Origin of the sequence: Neorhizobium sp. NCHU2750 (genome assembly GCF_003597675.1) — a bacterium.
Lineage (GTDB): Bacteria > Pseudomonadota > Alphaproteobacteria > Rhizobiales > Rhizobiaceae > Neorhizobium.
On record NZ_CP030827.1, the window covers coordinates 1,845,629 to 1,862,544 of the forward strand.

Here is a 16,916-nt window from a genome sequence, read left to right on the forward strand (position 1 = left end):
ACTTTATGAACAATGTCAATAATAAATTTACTGAAAGAGCATTGTTTTTCATTAATTTTATGTAATGTCTACGAGTAGTACGAGTAGTTACGAGTAATAAATCAACTACCTCTGAGACTCATTTTCCTATTATGATCATTTTTTCATTCTCTGAAGCGACCTGTTTATTACTCGTAACTACTCGTACTACTCGTAAAATGGAAAAGGGCGACATTTCTGCCGCCCCTTAGATAAAATCAAGTTTCGATTGTCATGCCGCGATGGGTTCTGTGTTTAGAGACTTCAGTTTCCAAACATTGACGTGCTTGTCGCTGTCATATTCAGAAATTAATTTGAGCCCATCGACGATTGCATTTTGTTTTTTGCTAAGGGCTTTGCCGAGGCTGATTTTTGAAAGCTGATCGCGGCTATTGCTCCCGAATGCGTTAAGGGCATCGCGAAAACGCTCGTTCCGATCATACGCCGCTAGGGCCTCGCCTATTAAGTCGTTCCTCTCTAGGCGGAAATCGTTAGTCCAGCGCTCCATGAGATCAGCAGAACGGAGACCAACCGTTTCTTTGCCGCAGGGAGCGCCCTCGCATTCCCACCACGCCGAAACGAACGCTCTAAAGATATTCAGCTTATCGTCACTCTTGCGAGCAACCTCCATTGACTTCAGCGGGTCGTCTTCCCCAAGCCAGACGAGTGAGGAACGAATATTATCGGACCACTCGCCGAAGCTTCCGAGTGGATCGAGCTTGCCGGGACGGCCAGCGAGAATGTAGGCGCGAACAATTGTGAGAATAGCTGCGACGTAACCCGGGCGATCCGCCATGACCATCTTCAAAGGGTTGCTATCGAATTTCCGCTGTTCCGGCTTTTCCGAATTCGGATCGAGCGAGATCAAGAGCGCCCGTCGCACCATGTCGCCCGAAACGGTGATACCAATACCCGTGGCAGCGAGCGCGGTCTTGTTTCGGATGATATGTTGATCACTGGACCCAAGACGCCGAAGTGTTAGCAGTGGCCGCTCGACTGCCTGACACAAGAATTCTCCACTCAATTCCCCGTTCACGTTGTCGATGACCTGGAATTGAGCGCCCTCAAGCAACGGTCCCGCCAGCCGCTTTTCAAGCTCTTCACTTGACCAGCCAGCCGCCGTAACAGGTGCGCGCTCGCCCGACATAATCGCGGCGGTAATATCAGCGTGGAAACTCTTCCCTGAACCCGCTGCCGGTGCGTTTATTACGTGTATCGGTGCAACCTCCATCGTCGGGCGCAGAACTGGCGTCATTAGTAGAGATAGCCCTGCTGACCGAGAACCGTCACCGACATAATCGAACCCCGTCAAGAGAGCCTTTAGCTTCTCTAATGCGGCGATTGCATCGGCCTTGGACGGCGTTGCGGGCATGTCCGCAGGCAGTTCTAGCGGATCGACTACGAGCAGTCCTGTAGCATCGTCAAAGCCTGCCTTATCCAGAATGCTGCCGTCCTGCCGTAGCGTCGGGCAGCTAATGACGCCCGCAAGCGTTGGCAGCTTGGCGTCACGGCCGGGGGCAAGCAAGGCCGCAGCGACACGATGCGGCGGATCGGTTGGCAGATATTGCGTGACAAATTGCTCGCTACCGTCTTCGCCAACCTTTTTGACGCGCTTAGCTTTCTTGAAGACGATGAAGCGCCCCATCGTCTCCATGAGGGAGATAGCATCCAGTGCCATCATTCGCACCGATGTCGTTTTCCCATTGTGCGCCGCAGGTAATTCGCTGCGAACAGCGCGCACAAGGCTATTGCCGCGCACATATACCCCTGACAAGCGATCACGAAGCTCGCGCTCGCTCTTGTCGATCATTTCAATTAAATTGCCATCTGCCACGATCAGAGGCGACCATTTTGGAGTTGCAGCAATGATCTTCCGCAGCTTGTGTGCGATCTCTTTTGACGAGTGCCCACGCGACGACTGATCGGCGATCCAATCCCGAACGTCTCCCTTGTTCGGGAGATTAGGTAGGCGGATGATGCGAACTGAAGATGCGCGACCGTAAAGCGCTTTCGCGGCGTTAAGGCAGTGTTTCACGCCGCTTTCGTCCTCGTCCTGCATAAGCGCGACCGGACGGCCTTCAAGAGCTTCAGTGTATCGCTCTTGCCATTTACCTGCACCGTCATAATTCGTCGTCGAGACAAAGCCGAGGTTCCTCGTCGCCTTAGCGTCTCCCTCGCCCTCGCAAATGAGAATTACCTCATCCGTATCAGCCGCTTCGATATCCGGCTGATTGTAAAGGGGAACATCAGGGCGTTCACCTAGATCAGGATTGGCGTCCCACTGCCTCACCGTGAAATCTTGCTGCTGAAGGTTGAACAGTTGCCGATCAGAATTACCGAGCGGGTTTTGGTAATATGTTCGGAAGGTCTTGTCGGAGGGATTGTCCTTATTCCGATACTTCACCTTGCGAATGATTTTTCCGTACTCACTATAGTACGACTCTACCTCACTAAAGTTCTCAAGCGAGGATTCGATCAATTCATAATCGAGGTTATTCGACATTATATTTTGCTTGCCTTATAAAGATGCAGCCACAACCCCTTGCTTTCGAAGCAAAAGTCTGTTATCGTACTGCCGTTGAATAAATATTGCGCCCACGGTTGCCGCCGTATCGGGCGCATTTTTTTTTGCTAAGAGTTAAGCGGCCAAGGCCCGCTGCTCCCGATCAGCAATGAAGCGCTCCAACGTCCCCTGACGAATGAAGTTCTGCTTCCCTATTTTAAACATCCGGGGAAGCTCGCCCTGCGCCTGAAGACGATAAACCGATGACCTCGCCAGACCGAAACGGGCTGCTACGTCATCGAGCGAGAGGAGTGTGTGGGGATTTAGCCCCGTTAGTTCAGTTGATTGCATTTCTTGACCTTCATAAAAATAATCACGGACCACCCGAGATTTTCTTTTTGACCGCTTGACGGATGCTCGTTTCCATGTTTTAAAAGTACATAGATCGCCAAGGGGCGTAATGTATCTGTATAAATCAGAATAATACGCAACCCTCTATAAGACTGACTTTCACCGAATCTGCAAGCAAAAAATTCTTATATTACGTAATTGTAATGTTTGAGGCATCTAATCGCGCAACCTATCACGTGGGTCTGGCGATGAGAAAATCGAACGAGAACAAACTTCCCGTACTCAAATGGTCGTTGACCGCCATCGCGGCTTGTATGGGCGCTGTCCTACTGCTCCGGTGGCTCTGCTTCAGTTGGGAAGCCGTCAGCGCGGTAGGTGGTCTGTCTTCGGGAGTATTTGCCGCTCTTGCCTTCGTGATGGCTCTAAAGGCGGTTTCTGACAACCAACAGTCGATCCGGGAGCAGCAGAGAGAGTTGAAGAAGCAGCGAGAGGCACGCGAACAAGCGGATTGGGATGAATTGTTGCGCCTAAGGCTTATCGCGTTTCGGGAATTCTGCTTCCGCACCTTTTGGAATAGCAACAAGTTTGCTGACGAGCAAACACACACATTGCTTGAGAAGATGCCAGCAGACCCTAACAATTATTTCTGGCGAGTTTGCAGGGAGATAACGAATAACAGGGGGAACCCTGATTTTGATTGGTTATTCGGTTTTGGTGAAGCCAAAGTGGACGCAATGAGGGAGGATGTCGCTGAGTTTCGAACGCGGCTCGCTACGATTGCCGACCACAAGCATCACTCATCGCCTGCGATTCGGGCATTCCTAGCCGACGCAAAAATTGATCAGGTGCTCGAATTGCTGGAAATAGCCGCCGCTGCTGTCTATCGCCCGTAAATTCGCCCAATGACCTTGTGGATTTTATGTGGAAAGAAAATCGACTTCGGAAAGAAAAATCGGCTTTTATTCAATAAAAACAATTCCAATAATCTAAATGGTTGGCGGATGGGGTGGGATTCGAACCCACGGTACGGTTCCCCGCACGACGGTTTTCAAGACCGTTGCCTTAAACCACTCGGCCACCCATCCGGACAGCTCGCCTTTATAGGCCAATCGCTTTGCCGTCAACGGCGCGCCGGCCTCAGGCCGGCAATGTGGCTCCCGGCCTGACGATACAGGCCGGCAGAAGGGCCGTCAGGCGTGTGTTTCGGCTTCGCGCTGCTTGGCGAGGGCGGCGAGATCGGCGGGCTTCAGCTCGACCGATTCGCCGCAGCCGCAGGCGGACGTCTGGTTCGGGTTCACGAAGATGAAGCCGGAGCGCATCTTGGTCGTTTCAAAATCCATCTGGGTGCCGAGCAGATAAAGCACGGCAGACGGTTCGATCCACACCTTGGCACCGTCGCGCTCGATCATGTCGTCCTTGGCATTGGCCTCGGTCACCAGATCGACCGTATATTCCATGCCGGCGCAGCCGCCCTTCTTGATCCCGACGCGAATGCCCGCGGCATCCGGACCGGAATTGGAAACGATCTGCTTGACGCGGGCTGCTGCCGCATCGGTCATGGTCATCACTGCAAAGCCCATCGGCTCATTCCTCTTCCACAACCGGGTTCAAGGCCCGGCGTTTCTGACATCAAATCTAGTCCCGCCGGCTTAACCGATCAATACCAGCCGCCCGCGCAATCTTGAACGCGCGTTAATACCAGCCGACAGCCACCTGCGCCTCTTCCGACATGCGCTCCGGCGTCCACGGCGGATCGAAGGTCATTTCCACCTCCACGCCCGACACGCCCTCGATCGCGCCAACGGCATTTTCGACCCAGCCCGGCATTTCGCCGGCCACAGGGCAACCGGGCGCCGTCAGCGTCATGGCGATCTTCACCATCCGGTCGTCCTCGATATCGATCTTGTAGATCAGCCCGAGCTCGAAGATATCGGCCGGAATTTCCGGGTCGTAGACGGTTTTCAGCGCCGCGATGATATCGTCGGAAAGCCGCGCAAGCTCCTCTGCCGGAATGGCGGATTCGATGATCCCTTCGCGGGCGTCCCACTTCGGTATGTCTTGGTCCATGGCCGTCAAATGTCCTCAGGCAAAGAAATTGCGGGCGTAGTCGAGCGCGTCGGCAAGCGCATCCACTTCGGCGCGGGTATTATACATGGCAAACGATGCACGGCATGTGGAGGTCACGCCGAACCGTTTCAAGAGCGGCATGGCGCAATGGGTGCCAGCCCTGACGGCCACGCCGCGCCGGTCGATCACCATCGATACGTCATGGGCATGGATGCCCGCAAGCTCGAAGGAGAATATGCCGCCCTTGCCCGGAGCATTGCCGAAAATCCTGAGCGAATTGACCGCCGAAAGCCGCTCCGTCGCATAGGCGGTGAGATCCGCCTCATGCGCCGCGATCGCTGCCCGGCCGACCTTTTCCATATAGTCCAGCGCGTAACCCAGCCCGATCGCCTGCACGATCGGCGGCGTGCCGGCCTCGAAACGATGTGGCGGATCGTTATAGGTGACGATGTCCTCCGTCACCTCGACGATCATCTCGCCACCGCCCTGGAACGGACGCATCTCCTTCAGCCGGTCCATTTTGCCGTAAAGCACGCCGATGCCGGACGGACCATAGAGCTTGTGGCCGGTCATCACGAACCAGTCGCAATCGATATCCTTCACGTCGATCGGCATGTGCACGGCACTCTGGCTGCCGTCGACGAGAACCGGAATACCGCGCTCATGGGCGATGCGGCAGATCTCCTTGACCGGCACGACGGTGCCGAGCGCATTCGACATATGGGTGACGGCAACCATCCTGGTCTTTTCCGTCAGCACCTTCTCGAAATCCTCGATATGGAAGGCGCCGTCGTCATCCACCGGAACCCAGACGATCTTCGCCCCTTGCCGCTCGCGGATGAAATGCCATGGCACGATATTGGAGTGATGCTCCATGATTGTGATGACGATCTCGTCACTTTCACCGATATGCGGCATGCCGTAGCCATAGGCGACCGTATTGATCGCCGAGGTGGAATTGCTGGTGAAAACGATCTCGTCGATCGAGCCGGCGTTCAAGAACCGGCGCACCTTTTCGCGCGCCGCCTCATAGGCGTCGGTCGCCGCGTTGGAGAGGAAGTGCAGGCCGCGATGCACATTGGCATATTCGTTCGAATAGGCATGCGCGACCGCATCGATCACCGCCTGCGGCTTCTGCGCCGAGGCGCCATTGTCCAGATAGACCAGCGGCTTGTTGCCATGCACCTTGGTCGACAGGATCGGAAAGTCCCGCCTTATGGCGTCAACGTCATAGGCGGCTGGTGTCATCTGGTCCATATCAGACCCTTTCTGTCACGCCCTTGGGCGAAATCCCGTAAAGATCGCAGCAGTTCCCGGCATCGTCACCACGCTCGCCGCGTCATCCTCGGCCTTGTGCCGAGGCCCCAATCACGTTGCAACCGGTTCAACGGTCGCAGATGCTCGGGACGAGCCCGAGCATGACGGGAGGAGATACGTCATCTCCTCCGCCATTTCACATCAGGCGTGCTGTTCAAGCCAGTTGGAGATCACGTCCTCCAGCGGCTCGACCAGGTTTTCGTCTTCCAGTTCCTCGACGATTTCCGCCACGAAGGCATTGACCAGCATGGCCCGCGCCTTGTTTTCCGGAACGCCGCGCGCCATCAGGTAGAACAGATGGTTGCGGTCAATATCGGCAACGGTGGCGCCATGGCCGCAGATCACGTCGTCGGCGAAGATTTCAAGCTCGGGCTTCACCGAGAAATCGCCATCGTCGGACATCAGCAGCGTGTTGCAGGCCATCTTGGCATCGGTCTTCTGGGCATCGGGCGCAACCCGGATCATGCCCTGGAAGACGCCGCTTGCCTTGTCGAACACGACATTGCGGAAGGTTTCCGTCGAGTTGGTATGCGGCACGTTATGGCCGAGCACCAGCGTCACGTCGGTATGCGTATCGCCGCCGAGCAGGTTGACGCCGCGCAGCGTCAGTTCGGCGCCCTCACCGGCAACCTCGATGCGCAGCTCCTGGCGCACCAGCTTGCCGCCGGCATTGACGACGTAAAGGCGAAGCTTGGCTTCCGCACCAAGCTTGGCGCGGATCTGCGCCAGATGCGTGTCGGACGCCCCCTGCTCCTGCAGGATGATCCAGGTAATCTCCGCGCCGTCTTCCAGCGCGATGTCACTGATCGAGGATACCAGCGCCGCTTCTCCCGTCACCGAGTGGTGACGCTCGACGATCGTGGCCTTTGCGCCTGCACCGAAGGAAACCGGGAAGCGCGTATGGATCTGGCCGGCGCCATGCAGCGCCTGCAGCTCGATCACATCCTCGATCTCGGCTCCGGCCGGAATGGCAAGCGCCAGACCGTCGCGCACGAACGAGCCGTTCAGGCGGCCGATCGCATCGTCCTTGTCGAGCGCGGTCAGGCCGGCAACCGCCGAACCATCGGCAAGCTGGTCGCGGAACGCGGTGATCGAAACGCCGTCGACCGACGCATCGACATTTGCCTCGCCCTGCAGAACCGACAGCACGGCCGAACCCTTGACCAGCGGTTCGATCGAAGCGCCAGCGGTCCCGACGACACGTTCGGGCACGGCACGCAGCAGGTTCTTGAGGTCTGTGTAGTGCCAGGATTCGATCCGGCGGGTTGGCAGGCCCGACTTTTTCAGGTCGTCGAGCAGGCGGTCGCGGGTGCCGGTGACGGCGCCATTGCCCGGCAATTCGCCGATCTGCGCCGCGAAAGCTTCGACGAGCGCCGTCTCGGCGGCAGTCAGCCTGGCCTCGGGCTTTGTTGCCTGAATATTCATCGCAAATTCCTCCCGGATCAGGCCGCTTCGATCACGTCGGCGTAACCGTTGGCTTCCAGCTCGTGGGCCAGTTCCTTGTCGCCGGTACGGATGATCTGGCCCTTGTAGAGAACATGGACGGTATCCGGCACGATATAGTCGAGCAGGCGCTGGTAGTGGGTGATGACGATCACCGCACGGTCGGGCGAACGCAGCGCGTTGACGCCATCGGCGACGATCTTCAGAGCATCGATGTCGAGGCCACTGTCGGTTTCATCGAGGATGCAGAGCGTCGGCTCCAGGAGTGCCATCTGCAGGATTTCCGCACGCTTCTTCTCACCGCCGGAGAAACCGACATTGAGCGGGCGCTTCAGCATGGCCGGGTCGATCTTCAGCTGCTCGGCGGCTTCCTTGACGCGGCGCATGAAATCCGGCGTCGTCAATTCCGCTTCGCCGCGCGCCTTGCGCTGCTCGTTCATCGCCACCTTGAGGAACTGCATCGTCGCAACGCCCGGGATTTCGACCGGATACTGGAAGGCGAGGAAGATGCCCTTGGAGGCGCGCTCGGCCGGATCGAGTTCGAGAATGCTCTCGCCATTATAGGTGATGTCGCCCTCGGTGACTTCGTAGTCCTCGCGGCCCGACAGGATGTAGGAAAGCGTCGACTTGCCCGAGCCGTTCGGGCCCATGATGGCGGCAATTTCGCCCGGCTTCACCGTCAGGTTCAGGCCACGGATGATTTCGGTGCCGTCTTCGGCGATGCGGGCGTGCAGGTTCTTGATCTCAAGCATGTTCAATCTCTTATCTGTTCAAGCGAAACGGAGGGGCGGATTATTCGCCGAGCTCCAGGCGTTTTTCGATTCTGTCGAGGCGAACTTTGATGGTCGCAAGCTCCCCGTCATGAAGAACCTGAGAGCCGAGAAGGCCGGCCATGTGCTGGCGCATAACCAGCATCTCGGCCCTCATCCCGCTCATCTCTTCCTTCATGGATGCCATGTCTGCCCGCATAGCGCGCAGATGTTCCAGGATGAGACTTTCGACCTTTTCGTTCATTACCCCACACTTCCCTCAAGCGAGATGCTGATCAGCTTCTGGGCTTCGACGGCAAATTCCATCGGCAGCTGCTGGATGACGTCCTTGACGAAGCCGTTGACGATCAGCGCGATCGCCTCCTCTTCCGGGATGCCGCGCTGCATGGCGTAGAATTTCTGGTCGTCCGAGACCTTCGATGTGGTGGCCTCATGCTCGACCTGGGCCGATGCGTTCTTCGCTTCGATATAGGGCACGGTATGCGCGCCGCACTTGTCGCCGATCAGCAGCGAATCGCAATTTGTGAAGTTGCGCGCATTGTCCGCCTTGCGGTGGATCGACACCTGGCCGCGATAGGTATTCTGCGACACGCCGGCGGAAATGCCCTTGGAGATGATGCGGCTCGACGTGTTCTTGCCGAGATGGATCATCTTCGTTCCCGAATCGATCTGCTGGTGACCGTTCGACACGGCGATCGAGTAGAACTCGCCGCGGCTGTCGTCGCCGCGCAGGATGCAGGACGGGTATTTCCAGGTGATCGCCGAACCGGTCTCGACCTGGGTCCAGGAGATCTTGGAGCGCGCGCCACGGCAATCGCCACGCTTGGTGACGAAATTGTAGATGCCGCCCTTGCCCTCCTTGTCGCCGGGGAACCAGTTCTGCACCGTCGAATACTTGATCTCGGCATCGTCGAGCGCAACCAGTTCGACAACCGCCGCGTGCAGCTGGTTTTCGTCGCGCTGCGGCGCCGTGCAGCCTTCGAGATAGGAGACGTAGGCGCCTTCTTCGGCGATGATCAGCGTGCGCTCGAACTGTCCGGTATTCTTCTCGTTGATGCGGAAATAGGTCGACAGTTCCATCGGGCAGCGAACGCCCTTCGGCACGAAGACGAACGAACCATCGGTAAAGACCGCCGCATTCAGCGTCGCATAATAGTTGTCGGAGGTCGGCACGACCGAGCCGAGATATTTCTTGATCAGTTCGGGATGCTCGCGAATGGCTTCCGAGATCGACATGAAGATCACGCCGGCCTTCTCGAGTTCCTTCTTGAACGTGGTGACGACCGAAACCGAATCGAACACGGCATCGACGGCAACCCGCGGCTTGTCGACGCCGGCAAGGATTTCCTGCTCGCGCAGCGGAATACCGAGCTTTTCATAGGTCTTGAGCAGCTCCGGATCGACCTCGTCCAGCGACTTCGGGCCGGTCACGTTCTTCGGTGCGGCATAATAGTAGATGTCGTTGAAGTCGATCCTGGGATATTCGACGCGCGCCCATGTCGGCTCTTCCATCGTCAGCCAGCGCTTGTAGGCGTCCAGACGCCATTCCAGCATCCAGTCCGGCTCCTGCTTCTTGGCCGAGATGAAGCGGATGATGTCTTCCGAAAGGCCCTTGGGAGCCTTGTCCACTTCGATAAGGGTCTCGAAGCCGTATTTGTACTGGTCGATATCGATCCCACGGACCTGATCGATTGTTTCCTGGACAGCAGGCATCTTAGTCACTCCAAATCTTGCCGGTTCAAATTCCGGCAATTCCGTCATTCGTGCGGGGAAAACAATGCCTCCCCCATGTAAGGGCCAAAAGGCGATTTTCCCACCTTTTGGCAAGCGGAAATTTGCATTTCCGCGCAGTATACAACCGTCTAGGCGGCCTTTTCGGGCACCTTGCGGCGCCCGGCGATCTTGCCGAAGGCGGCGATTGCCTTGTCGATATCGGCATCCGTCGTTTCCGGCCCGAGCGAGATGCGCAATCCGCCGACATCGGCGTCATGGCCCATCGCTGTCAGGACATGGCTCTGCCCGACCTTGCCGGACGAGCATGCCGACCCTGCCGACAGCGAAACCCCCTCGAGGTCGAAGGCGATCTGCCCCGTCTCGGCTTTCAGCCCCGGCAGCGTGAAGAAACTGGTATTGGCCGCCCGCGCCAGGGCTTCGCCATAGATGACGACATCCGGGGCGGCCTCTTTCATCGCGTGCTCCAGCCTGTCGCGCAGCGAGCCGATCCGCTCGTTGCGCCCGAGCAAGTCTTCACTCATCGCTTCAGCTGCCGCGCCGAAGCCGATGATGGCGTGAAAATTCTCTGTCCCCGACCGGTGACCCTTCTCCTGCCCGCCACCGCGGATCAAAGGTTTCGGCATCAGCACTTCGCCGCGTGAAATCAGCGCTCCGACACCTTTCGGCCCGCCGATCTTGTGCGACGAGACGATAAGGAAATCCGCATCAAGGCTCGTGATATCGACTGCCATGCGGCCCGCCGCCTGCACTGCATCGACGACCATCAGGCCGCGATATTTGTGGGCAAGTGCCGCGGCTTCGGCCACCGGCTGTACGATCCCCGTCTCGTTGTTGACCAGCATGACGGCCACCATCGGCAGGCCCGAGGCTGGATCATGCCCTGCCAGAAGCGCATCGAGCGCGCTAAGTTTGATGATACCGTCCGGCGTCACCGGCACTTCCGTTACTTGATCGGCAGCGAATCGCCCGCCCTCGCGTATCGCCGGATGCTCGATCGCAGACACGTAGAGATGCGACACCGTCACCGGCGAGCGCCCCATCCGGTAATCCGGCGTCAGCACATGGTTCGATGCTTCCGTCGCGCCGCTGGTGAATGTCACATGCGACGGCTCGGCGCCGACAAGCGCGCCCACCTGCCGCCTGGCCTTCTCGACGGCCGAGCGTGCGGCCCGCCCCTCGGAATGCACCGAAGACGCATTTCCCGGCAAGAGAAGCGCATCGATCATCGCAAGGCGCGCGCGCTCGGACAGCGGAGCCGTCGCATTCCAGTCGAGATATGTTCGCCTTGAGGCCATCACTCGTCCGCGCCTGCCTTCTTCGATTCACATTGACTTTCACTCATCGAGCGAAAATCCTCATTTTAGTTGAAATCTCAATTGCGCTTGCCTTATGAGACTTCGCAACGGGTACTGCTGTCGCAGGCCCAAGTTTCGAATGGTTCTAAACTGAGTTCTAGAAAAGCTGAGCGCCTTCGTCAAGTCAAACAAGACCGAATGCGTGTGTTTCGAACCAAACAAGATTGACCGGAGTACCGATGCCCGAAGTGATTTTCAACGGCCCTGCCGGCCGCCTGGAGGGACGCTACCAGCCGTCCAAGGAAAAGAGCGCGCCGATCGCGATCATCCTGCATCCGCACCCCCAGTTCGGTGGCACGATGAACAACCAGATCGTCTACCAGCTCTTCTATATGTTCCAGAAGCGCGGCTTCACCACCCTGCGCTTCAATTTCCGCGGTATCGGCCGCAGCCAGGGCGAATTCGACCATGGCGCGGGCGAACTGTCGGATGCCGCCTCGGCGCTCGACTGGGTGCAGAGCCTGCATCCCGATTCGAAGAGCTGTTGGGTCGCCGGCTACTCCTTCGGCGCCTGGATCGGCATGCAGCTTCTGATGCGCCGCCCGGAAATCGAAGGTTTCATGTCGATCGCACCGCAGCCCAACACCTATGACTTCTCCTTCCTCGCCCCCTGCCCGTCGTCCGGCCTGATCATCAACGGCGACAACGACAAGGTGGCTCCCGAAAAGGACGTCAACGGCCTGGTCGAGAAGCTGAAGACCCAGAAGGGCATCCTGATCACCCACCGCACGGTCGAGGGCGCCAACCACTTCTTCAACGGTCAGGTGGATACGCTGATGGCCGAATGCGAGGATTACCTCGACCGCCGCCTCAACGGCGAACTGGTGCCGGAGCCGGCCGCCAAGCGCATTCGCTGATTTCGGCGGGCCTCTTCGGAGGCCCGTTTTCGTTTCAGCCAATTCATCATCACAAGCATCAACGCTGCCAATGCCGGCACCCGTTGCTCCCGCCCACCGCCATTTTGTTGACCCGCAAGGCGCAGTCCTTTAGAAGGCGGCCTCATTCGGAGAGATTCCGACCCCTTCATATCCGGAGCAGGTGCGGATGGCGGTATTGCCGCTGCGAAATCGGAAAAAGGCTGAACGTGCGCAGGTCGATCTTGCGCGCCTGCCGGTTATCGCCGCCGCTTTCCTGATCGCGCTCTTCGGACTTCTGGCCGGCACCCCGCGCAATACCGACCTTTCCGCGTCGACGCGGCCGATCGACGATCGCTCGGATCGCGGACCATCGCTCACCAAGCGTGAGCCCGTGCGCGCGATCACCGTTGCCGAACGCAAGGATGCGACCGCAGCCCAGGTGACGAGCCACGATGGCCTGCCGGCGCCGACAGCCTTCACGCTGCCGGAAAATGCCTATGCAGCTGCGCAGGGCATAAACCGGGCGGTATCGCTCCATCTGCGATTGGATTGGCCGGGTGCCCTGCCCCGCGCTCCACCAATTGCCGCCTGATCAAGGCATTCTCTGCCTCGCAGCATGAAATTTGACGGCCGCTTCAGCCCGCAATCCGCTGTCGGCCAAACAGGATTTATACAATGAGAAACTCTCCGTGGCTGGTGGGAAGCTATGCTCTCATCATCATCATCGGCATTCTGATCGCGCTGCCGAATGCGCTTCCGCAATCGGCCCTCGACCGCCTGCCCTCCTGGCTGCCCCATAGCCGCGTCTCGCTCGGCCTCGACCTGCGCGGCGGTTCGCACCTCGTGCTCGAAGTCGACCGCGCCGACCTGATCAACGAGCGCGTCCAGGCGCTGACCCAGGATGCCCGCCGCGTGCTGCGCGACAAGAACATCAACACCTCGGCCATCCGCCGTGCCGGCGACGCGGTGCTCATCACGCTGCGCGACGCAAGCCAGCGCGACCAGGCCGTCACCGAACTACAGACGCTCGCCAATCCGGTCGGTGGCGTCAACGCCGTCGGCGCCACGGATCTCGCAATCACCACACCGAGCGACAACACCATCTCGGTCGCCCAGACGGATGCAGGCATCAATGCCCATGTCACCGCCGCGGTCGAGCAGAGCCTTGAAATCATTCGCCAGCGCGTCGACCAGGTCGGCGTCGCCGAGCCGACCATCCAGCGTGTCGGCTCCGACCGCGTCCTCGTCCAGCTTCCGGGCGAACAGGATCCGTCGCGTCTTCGCCAGCTTCTCGGCTCGACCGCCAAGATGAGTTTTCATCTTCTCGGTAACCCGGGTGAACCGGGCGTCACCATGCTCGCCGACGAAAAGGGGCAGCAATATCCGGTTCTCGACCGCGTCGAACTGTCCGGCGACCGCCTGACCGATGCCCGCGCCGCCTTTGACCAGCAGACCCAGCAGCCGATCGTCACCTTCCGTTTCGACAGTGCCGGCGCCACCCGCTTCGCCCAGATCACCCAGCAGAATGTCGGCAAGCCTTTCGCCATCGTTCTCGACAACAAGGTCCTGAGCGCGCCGGTCATCCAGACGCCGATCACCGGCGGTTCAGGCCAGATCTCCGGTTCCTTCACGCCGCAGGAAACCACCACGCTGTCCGCCCTCCTGCGCGCAGGCTCGCTGCCGGCCAAGCTGACCGTCATCGAGGAACGCACCGTCGGTGCAGACCTTGGCGCAGACGCCATCCAGATGGGTATTTATACCGGTCTGATCGGCCTCGTCCTCGTCATCTCTTTCATCTTCCTGCTCTATGGCACATGGGGCATTCTCGCCAACATCGCGCTGGTGATCCATACCATCCTGACGCTCTCTGCCCTGACGCTGGTCGGCGCCACGCTGACGCTTCCCGGTATTGCCGGTATCGTGCTCGGCATCGGCCTTGCCGTCGACGCCAACGTTCTGATCAACGAGCGTATCCGTGAAGAAAGCCGCAAGGGCAAGAGCGCCTTCGCCGCCATCGACACGGGCTTCAACCGCGCCTATTCGACCATCATCGACGGCAACATGACGGCGCTGATTGCCGCGGCCGTCCTCTTCTACTTCGGCTCCGGTCCTGTCCGTGGCTTCGCCGTGACCATGGCGCTCGGCCTGATCATCTCGATGTTCACCTCGGTCGCCTTCGTGCGCGTCGCCATGGTGTCGCTCGCCCGCCGCCGCAAGCTGAAGACGGTCGAGATCAAGCCGCTGATCCCCTTCAACCCCTACGACAAGCACATCCACTTCATGAAGGCGCGCTTCTTCGGGATCGGCGTATCGGCCGTCCTGTCCATCGCGTCGCTCGTGCTGTTCTTCCATCCGGGCCTCAACTACGGCGTCGACTTCCGTGGCGGCATCCAGATGTCGGTGAAGACGCAAGGCCCTGCCGATCTGCCGAAATTCCGCGAAGGCCTGAATACGCTCGGCCTCGGCGAAATCACGCTGCAGTCCTTCGGCGATGCCAACAGCCTGCTGGTGCGCGCACAGCGTCAGGATGGTGGCGAAGAAGCCCAGACGGCAGCCGTCACCAAGCTGAAGGATGAAGTTGCCAAGATCGATCCCACCGCAACCATCCAGGGCACCGACGTCATCGGCCCGAAGGTCTCGGGCGAACTTGCCGTCGCCGGCTTCCTCTCGGTCTTCATCGCCAGCCTGGCCATGCTGATCTATATCTGGGTCCGCTTCGAATGGCCGTTCGCCGTCGGCGCCATCATCACGCTGGTGCTCGATACGACCAAGGTGATCGGCTTCTTCGCCATCACCGGCCTCGACTTCAACCTGACGGCCATCGCCGCCGTCCTGACGCTGGTCGGCTACTCGGTCAACGACAAGGTCGTCGTCTACGACCGCATGCGCGAAAACATGCGTCTCTACAAGTCGATGCCGCTGCGCGAACTGATCGACAAGTCGATCAACGAGACGCTGGCACGAAGCCTCTACACCAATGCGACCGCCTTCCTCGCTCTCGTACCGATGGCGATCTGGGGCGGCAGCGCGGTGTCGAGCTTCGCGATCCCGATGGTCTTCGGCATCCTTGTTGCCGGCGCATCGTCGATCTTCATCGCGGCCCCGATCCTGCTCTTCCTCGGCGACTGGCGTGCCCGCCACCGCAAGGCAGCGTCGGCCGAGGCCGCTGCTACGCCGAAGGGCGCCAGCAAGGCCTGAGGCCTGCTATACGATTAAGAAAAAGGGCGGATCCGTTTCCGCCCTTTTTTGTGAGCGAAGAGCAAAGCCAAACCGCCCAAACAGGATATCGCAGCTGATGTTCGATCTGGCAGCCTATGCGGGCCTCTTCATCACCGCCTTCGTTGCGGCGACGATCCTGCCGATGCAATCGGAAACCGTTTTCGTCGGCCTGATCCTGACGGGCAATTATTCGGTCGCCGCCTTGCTGCTCACGGCATCGATAGGCAACACGCTCGGAGCTGCGGTCAACTGGTTGCTCGGCCGCGGCATCGAACGGTTCAGGAACAAGCGCTGGTTCCCCGCCAGCGCGGCGCAGCTCGACCGCGCGCAACGCTGGTACCAGCGTTACGGAAAGTGGTCTCTGCTGTTGAGCTGGCTGCCGATCGGCGGCGACGCATTGACCGTCGTCGCCGGCATATTGCGCGAACCGTTTCCGACTTTCCTGGCTCTTGTCTTCATCGGCAAGGCAGCACGCTATGCAGTGCTGGCCTGGATCACTCTGCGCCTGAGCTGAAATCGAACGGCCGCCGCCGGGAAATCCGATAGACGGCTGCCGGCGGAATGTTGCGCACGGTCCCGCCGACGCGCACGGCCTTCAACCCCAGCCGGTCGAGAATGCGCCGTGGCACCGGGCAACGGGGGCCATAGGTGAACTGGTAGAGCGAAGCACCCGGCTTCAGATAGGCGAACACGCCGGCCAGGATCGCCGTCTGCTTGCGCGGCGACATGGAGAGAAGCGGCAGCCCGCTCACGGCAGCACCGGCCGCCTGACCGTCGAAGATCTGCGCCCGGCGCAACCGTGACGCGTCCATCTGCAGCACGCGGGCAGCCGGAAAGCGGCGCTCCAGCATCGGCAGGAATTCGTGGCCGTACTCGATCAGCGTGAGCTCGCTCTCTGCCACGCCGCGAGCTAGGAGCGCGCGGGTGAAGACGCCGGTGCCGGGACCAAGCTCGATCACCGGACCTGCATCCGCGCCGATCTCCTGGGTGATCAGTCTTGCCAGCGTCTGCCCCGAAGCGGCAACGGCGCCGACACGCAGCGGATTGCTGGCCCAGGATCGGAGAAACCGCCAGACATCGGCACCCTGCCTGTCGTCGGCGACGAGTTCCGGGCCTTCGGCCAAGGCAGTGCTTTGGCAATATGAGCGTAACCGGCGCATCGAGAACATCTCCGTCTTGTATGCCGTCAGCGGTAATCTGGTGAGTCCGCCTAGCAAAAGCAACGACAGTCGCCAATTGTCGCAAAATCAAGGCAATTTAAATCACACCCGCGCCCGCAATG

The 16,916-nt window shown here is 59.3% G+C and carries 16 protein-coding genes and 1 tRNA gene; 5 read left to right on the forward strand and 12 right to left on the reverse strand.

All coding sequences use genetic code 11. The features are described from left to right. Positions 1 to 250: 250 nt before the first annotated feature. Together NCHU2750_RS09065 and NCHU2750_RS09070 are read right to left on the reverse strand one after the other, a co-directional pair. The gene (locus NCHU2750_RS09065) at positions 251 to 2,521 is read right to left on the reverse strand and encodes a hypothetical protein (protein WP_119940137.1); all 2,271 of its coding nucleotides are present in this window, start codon (positions 2,519 to 2,521) and stop codon (positions 251 to 253) included. A gap of 135 nt (positions 2,522 to 2,656) precedes the next feature. Further along, positions 2,657 to 2,905, reverse strand: a complete 249-nt coding sequence (locus NCHU2750_RS09070; RefSeq protein WP_162939561.1) for a helix-turn-helix transcriptional regulator — start codon at positions 2,903 to 2,905, stop codon at positions 2,657 to 2,659. Positions 2,906 to 3,075: 170 nt separating this feature from the next. Between NCHU2750_RS09070 and NCHU2750_RS09075 the strand changes: the two genes are divergently transcribed. Beyond that, a complete protein-coding gene (locus NCHU2750_RS09075; RefSeq protein WP_119940139.1) occupies positions 3,076 to 3,765 on the forward strand; it encodes a hypothetical protein in 690 nt (229 codons plus the stop codon). A gap of 102 nt (positions 3,766 to 3,867) precedes the next feature. Here NCHU2750_RS09075 and NCHU2750_RS09080 read toward each other — a convergent pair. The 9 genes from NCHU2750_RS09080 to NCHU2750_RS09120 all read right to left on the reverse strand — a co-directional run bounded on the left by NCHU2750_RS09080 (position 3,868) and on the right by NCHU2750_RS09120 (position 11,498). Continuing rightward, positions 3,868 to 3,957: transfer RNA gene (locus tag NCHU2750_RS09080), tRNA-Ser, on the reverse strand. A 105-nt stretch (positions 3,958 to 4,062) separates the two neighbouring features. Next, positions 4,063 to 4,452: a Fe-S cluster assembly scaffold SufA gene (sufA, locus tag NCHU2750_RS09085; RefSeq protein ID WP_119940140.1), complete on the reverse strand. Its 390-nt coding sequence runs from the start codon at positions 4,450 to 4,452 to the stop codon at positions 4,063 to 4,065. Between the two features lie 112 nt (positions 4,453 to 4,564). Further along, complete coding sequence (locus NCHU2750_RS09090; protein WP_119940141.1) at positions 4,565 to 4,939, reverse strand: SUF system Fe-S cluster assembly protein; 375 nt, start codon at positions 4,937 to 4,939, stop codon at positions 4,565 to 4,567. A 15-nt stretch (positions 4,940 to 4,954) separates the two neighbouring features. Continuing rightward, positions 4,955 to 6,196, reverse strand: coding sequence for a cysteine desulfurase (locus tag NCHU2750_RS09095; RefSeq protein ID WP_119940142.1), 1,242 nt, complete (start codon positions 6,194 to 6,196; stop codon positions 4,955 to 4,957). 201 nt (positions 6,197 to 6,397) lie between these two features. Then, complete coding sequence (sufD, locus tag NCHU2750_RS09100; RefSeq protein WP_119940143.1) at positions 6,398 to 7,681, reverse strand: Fe-S cluster assembly protein SufD; 1,284 nt, start codon at positions 7,679 to 7,681, stop codon at positions 6,398 to 6,400. A gap of 17 nt (positions 7,682 to 7,698) precedes the next feature. Then, a complete protein-coding gene (sufC, locus tag NCHU2750_RS09105; protein ID WP_119940144.1) occupies positions 7,699 to 8,451 on the reverse strand; it encodes a Fe-S cluster assembly ATPase SufC in 753 nt (250 codons plus the stop codon). 40 nt (positions 8,452 to 8,491) lie between these two features. Then, positions 8,492 to 8,713, reverse strand: a complete 222-nt coding sequence (locus NCHU2750_RS09110; RefSeq protein ID WP_119940145.1) for a hypothetical protein — start codon at positions 8,711 to 8,713, stop codon at positions 8,492 to 8,494. Then, positions 8,713 to 10,182 carry a Fe-S cluster assembly protein SufB gene (sufB, locus tag NCHU2750_RS09115; RefSeq protein WP_119940146.1) on the reverse strand — a complete coding sequence of 490 codons (1,470 nt, stop codon included), beginning with the start codon at positions 10,180 to 10,182 and terminating at the stop codon, positions 8,713 to 8,715. The genes NCHU2750_RS09110 and sufB overlap by 1 nt, the downstream gene beginning before the upstream one ends. Before the next feature lie 149 nt (positions 10,183 to 10,331). Next, the gene (locus tag NCHU2750_RS09120; protein WP_119940147.1) at positions 10,332 to 11,498 is read right to left on the reverse strand and encodes a cysteine desulfurase family protein; all 1,167 of its coding nucleotides are present in this window, start codon (positions 11,496 to 11,498) and stop codon (positions 10,332 to 10,334) included. 239 nt (positions 11,499 to 11,737) lie between these two features. Between NCHU2750_RS09120 and NCHU2750_RS09125 the strand changes: the two genes are divergently transcribed. The 4 genes from NCHU2750_RS09125 to NCHU2750_RS09140 all read left to right on the forward strand — a co-directional run bounded on the left by NCHU2750_RS09125 (position 11,738) and on the right by NCHU2750_RS09140 (position 16,148). After that, positions 11,738 to 12,415 (forward strand): alpha/beta hydrolase, encoded by a 678-nt coding sequence (locus NCHU2750_RS09125; protein WP_119940148.1) that lies wholly within the window; start codon positions 11,738 to 11,740, stop codon positions 12,413 to 12,415. 187 nt (positions 12,416 to 12,602) lie between these two features. Beyond that, positions 12,603 to 13,007, forward strand: a complete 405-nt coding sequence (locus NCHU2750_RS09130) for a hypothetical protein (RefSeq protein WP_119940149.1) — start codon at positions 12,603 to 12,605, stop codon at positions 13,005 to 13,007. A gap of 83 nt (positions 13,008 to 13,090) precedes the next feature. After that, positions 13,091 to 15,613 (forward strand): protein translocase subunit SecD, encoded by a 2,523-nt coding sequence (gene secD / locus NCHU2750_RS09135; RefSeq protein WP_119940150.1) that lies wholly within the window; start codon positions 13,091 to 13,093, stop codon positions 15,611 to 15,613. Positions 15,614 to 15,710: 97 nt separating this feature from the next. After that, entirely contained in the window at positions 15,711 to 16,148 is a 438-nt protein-coding gene (locus NCHU2750_RS09140) for a YqaA family protein (protein ID WP_119940151.1), read from the forward strand. Here the strand turns inward: NCHU2750_RS09140 and NCHU2750_RS09145 are convergent. Beyond that, positions 16,129 to 16,794: a class I SAM-dependent methyltransferase gene (locus NCHU2750_RS09145; RefSeq protein WP_119940152.1), complete on the reverse strand. Its 666-nt coding sequence runs from the start codon at positions 16,792 to 16,794 to the stop codon at positions 16,129 to 16,131. The genes NCHU2750_RS09140 and NCHU2750_RS09145 overlap by 20 nt on opposite strands. Between the last annotated feature and the right edge of the window lie 122 nt (positions 16,795 to 16,916).

What these genes read in the sequence shown, in the direction of transcription:
- NCHU2750_RS09065 (WP_119940137.1), bottom strand. Translation starts at nt 2,521, where the DNA reads ATGTCGAATAACCTCGATTATGAATTGATCGAATCCTCGCTTGAGAAC.
- NCHU2750_RS09075 (WP_119940139.1), top strand. Translation starts at nt 3,076, where the DNA reads ATGTTTGAGGCATCTAATCGCGCAACCTATCACGTGGGTCTGGCGATG.
- sufA (WP_119940140.1), bottom strand. Translation starts at nt 4,452, where the DNA reads ATGGGCTTTGCAGTGATGACCATGACCGATGCGGCAGCAGCCCGCGTC.
- NCHU2750_RS09090 (WP_119940141.1), bottom strand. Translation starts at nt 4,939, where the DNA reads ATGGACCAAGACATACCGAAGTGGGACGCCCGCGAAGGGATCATCGAA.
- NCHU2750_RS09095 (WP_119940142.1), bottom strand. Translation starts at nt 6,196, where the DNA reads ATGGACCAGATGACACCAGCCGCCTATGACGTTGACGCCATAAGGCGG.
- sufD (WP_119940143.1), bottom strand. Translation starts at nt 7,681, where the DNA reads ATGAATATTCAGGCAACAAAGCCCGAGGCCAGGCTGACTGCCGCCGAG.
- sufC (WP_119940144.1), bottom strand. Translation starts at nt 8,451, where the DNA reads ATGCTTGAGATCAAGAACCTGCACGCCCGCATCGCCGAAGACGGCACC.
- NCHU2750_RS09110 (WP_119940145.1), bottom strand. Translation starts at nt 8,713, where the DNA reads ATGAACGAAAAGGTCGAAAGTCTCATCCTGGAACATCTGCGCGCTATG.
- sufB (WP_119940146.1), bottom strand. Translation starts at nt 10,182, where the DNA reads ATGCCTGCTGTCCAGGAAACAATCGATCAGGTCCGTGGGATCGATATC.
- NCHU2750_RS09120 (WP_119940147.1), bottom strand. Translation starts at nt 11,498, where the DNA reads ATGGCCTCAAGGCGAACATATCTCGACTGGAATGCGACGGCTCCGCTG.
- NCHU2750_RS09125 (WP_119940148.1), top strand. Translation starts at nt 11,738, where the DNA reads ATGCCCGAAGTGATTTTCAACGGCCCTGCCGGCCGCCTGGAGGGACGC.
- NCHU2750_RS09130 (WP_119940149.1), top strand. Translation starts at nt 12,603, where the DNA reads ATGGCGGTATTGCCGCTGCGAAATCGGAAAAAGGCTGAACGTGCGCAG.
- secD (WP_119940150.1), top strand. Translation starts at nt 13,091, where the DNA reads ATGAGAAACTCTCCGTGGCTGGTGGGAAGCTATGCTCTCATCATCATC.
- NCHU2750_RS09140 (WP_119940151.1), top strand. Translation starts at nt 15,711, where the DNA reads ATGTTCGATCTGGCAGCCTATGCGGGCCTCTTCATCACCGCCTTCGTT.
- NCHU2750_RS09145 (WP_119940152.1), bottom strand. Translation starts at nt 16,794, where the DNA reads ATGCGCCGGTTACGCTCATATTGCCAAAGCACTGCCTTGGCCGAAGGC.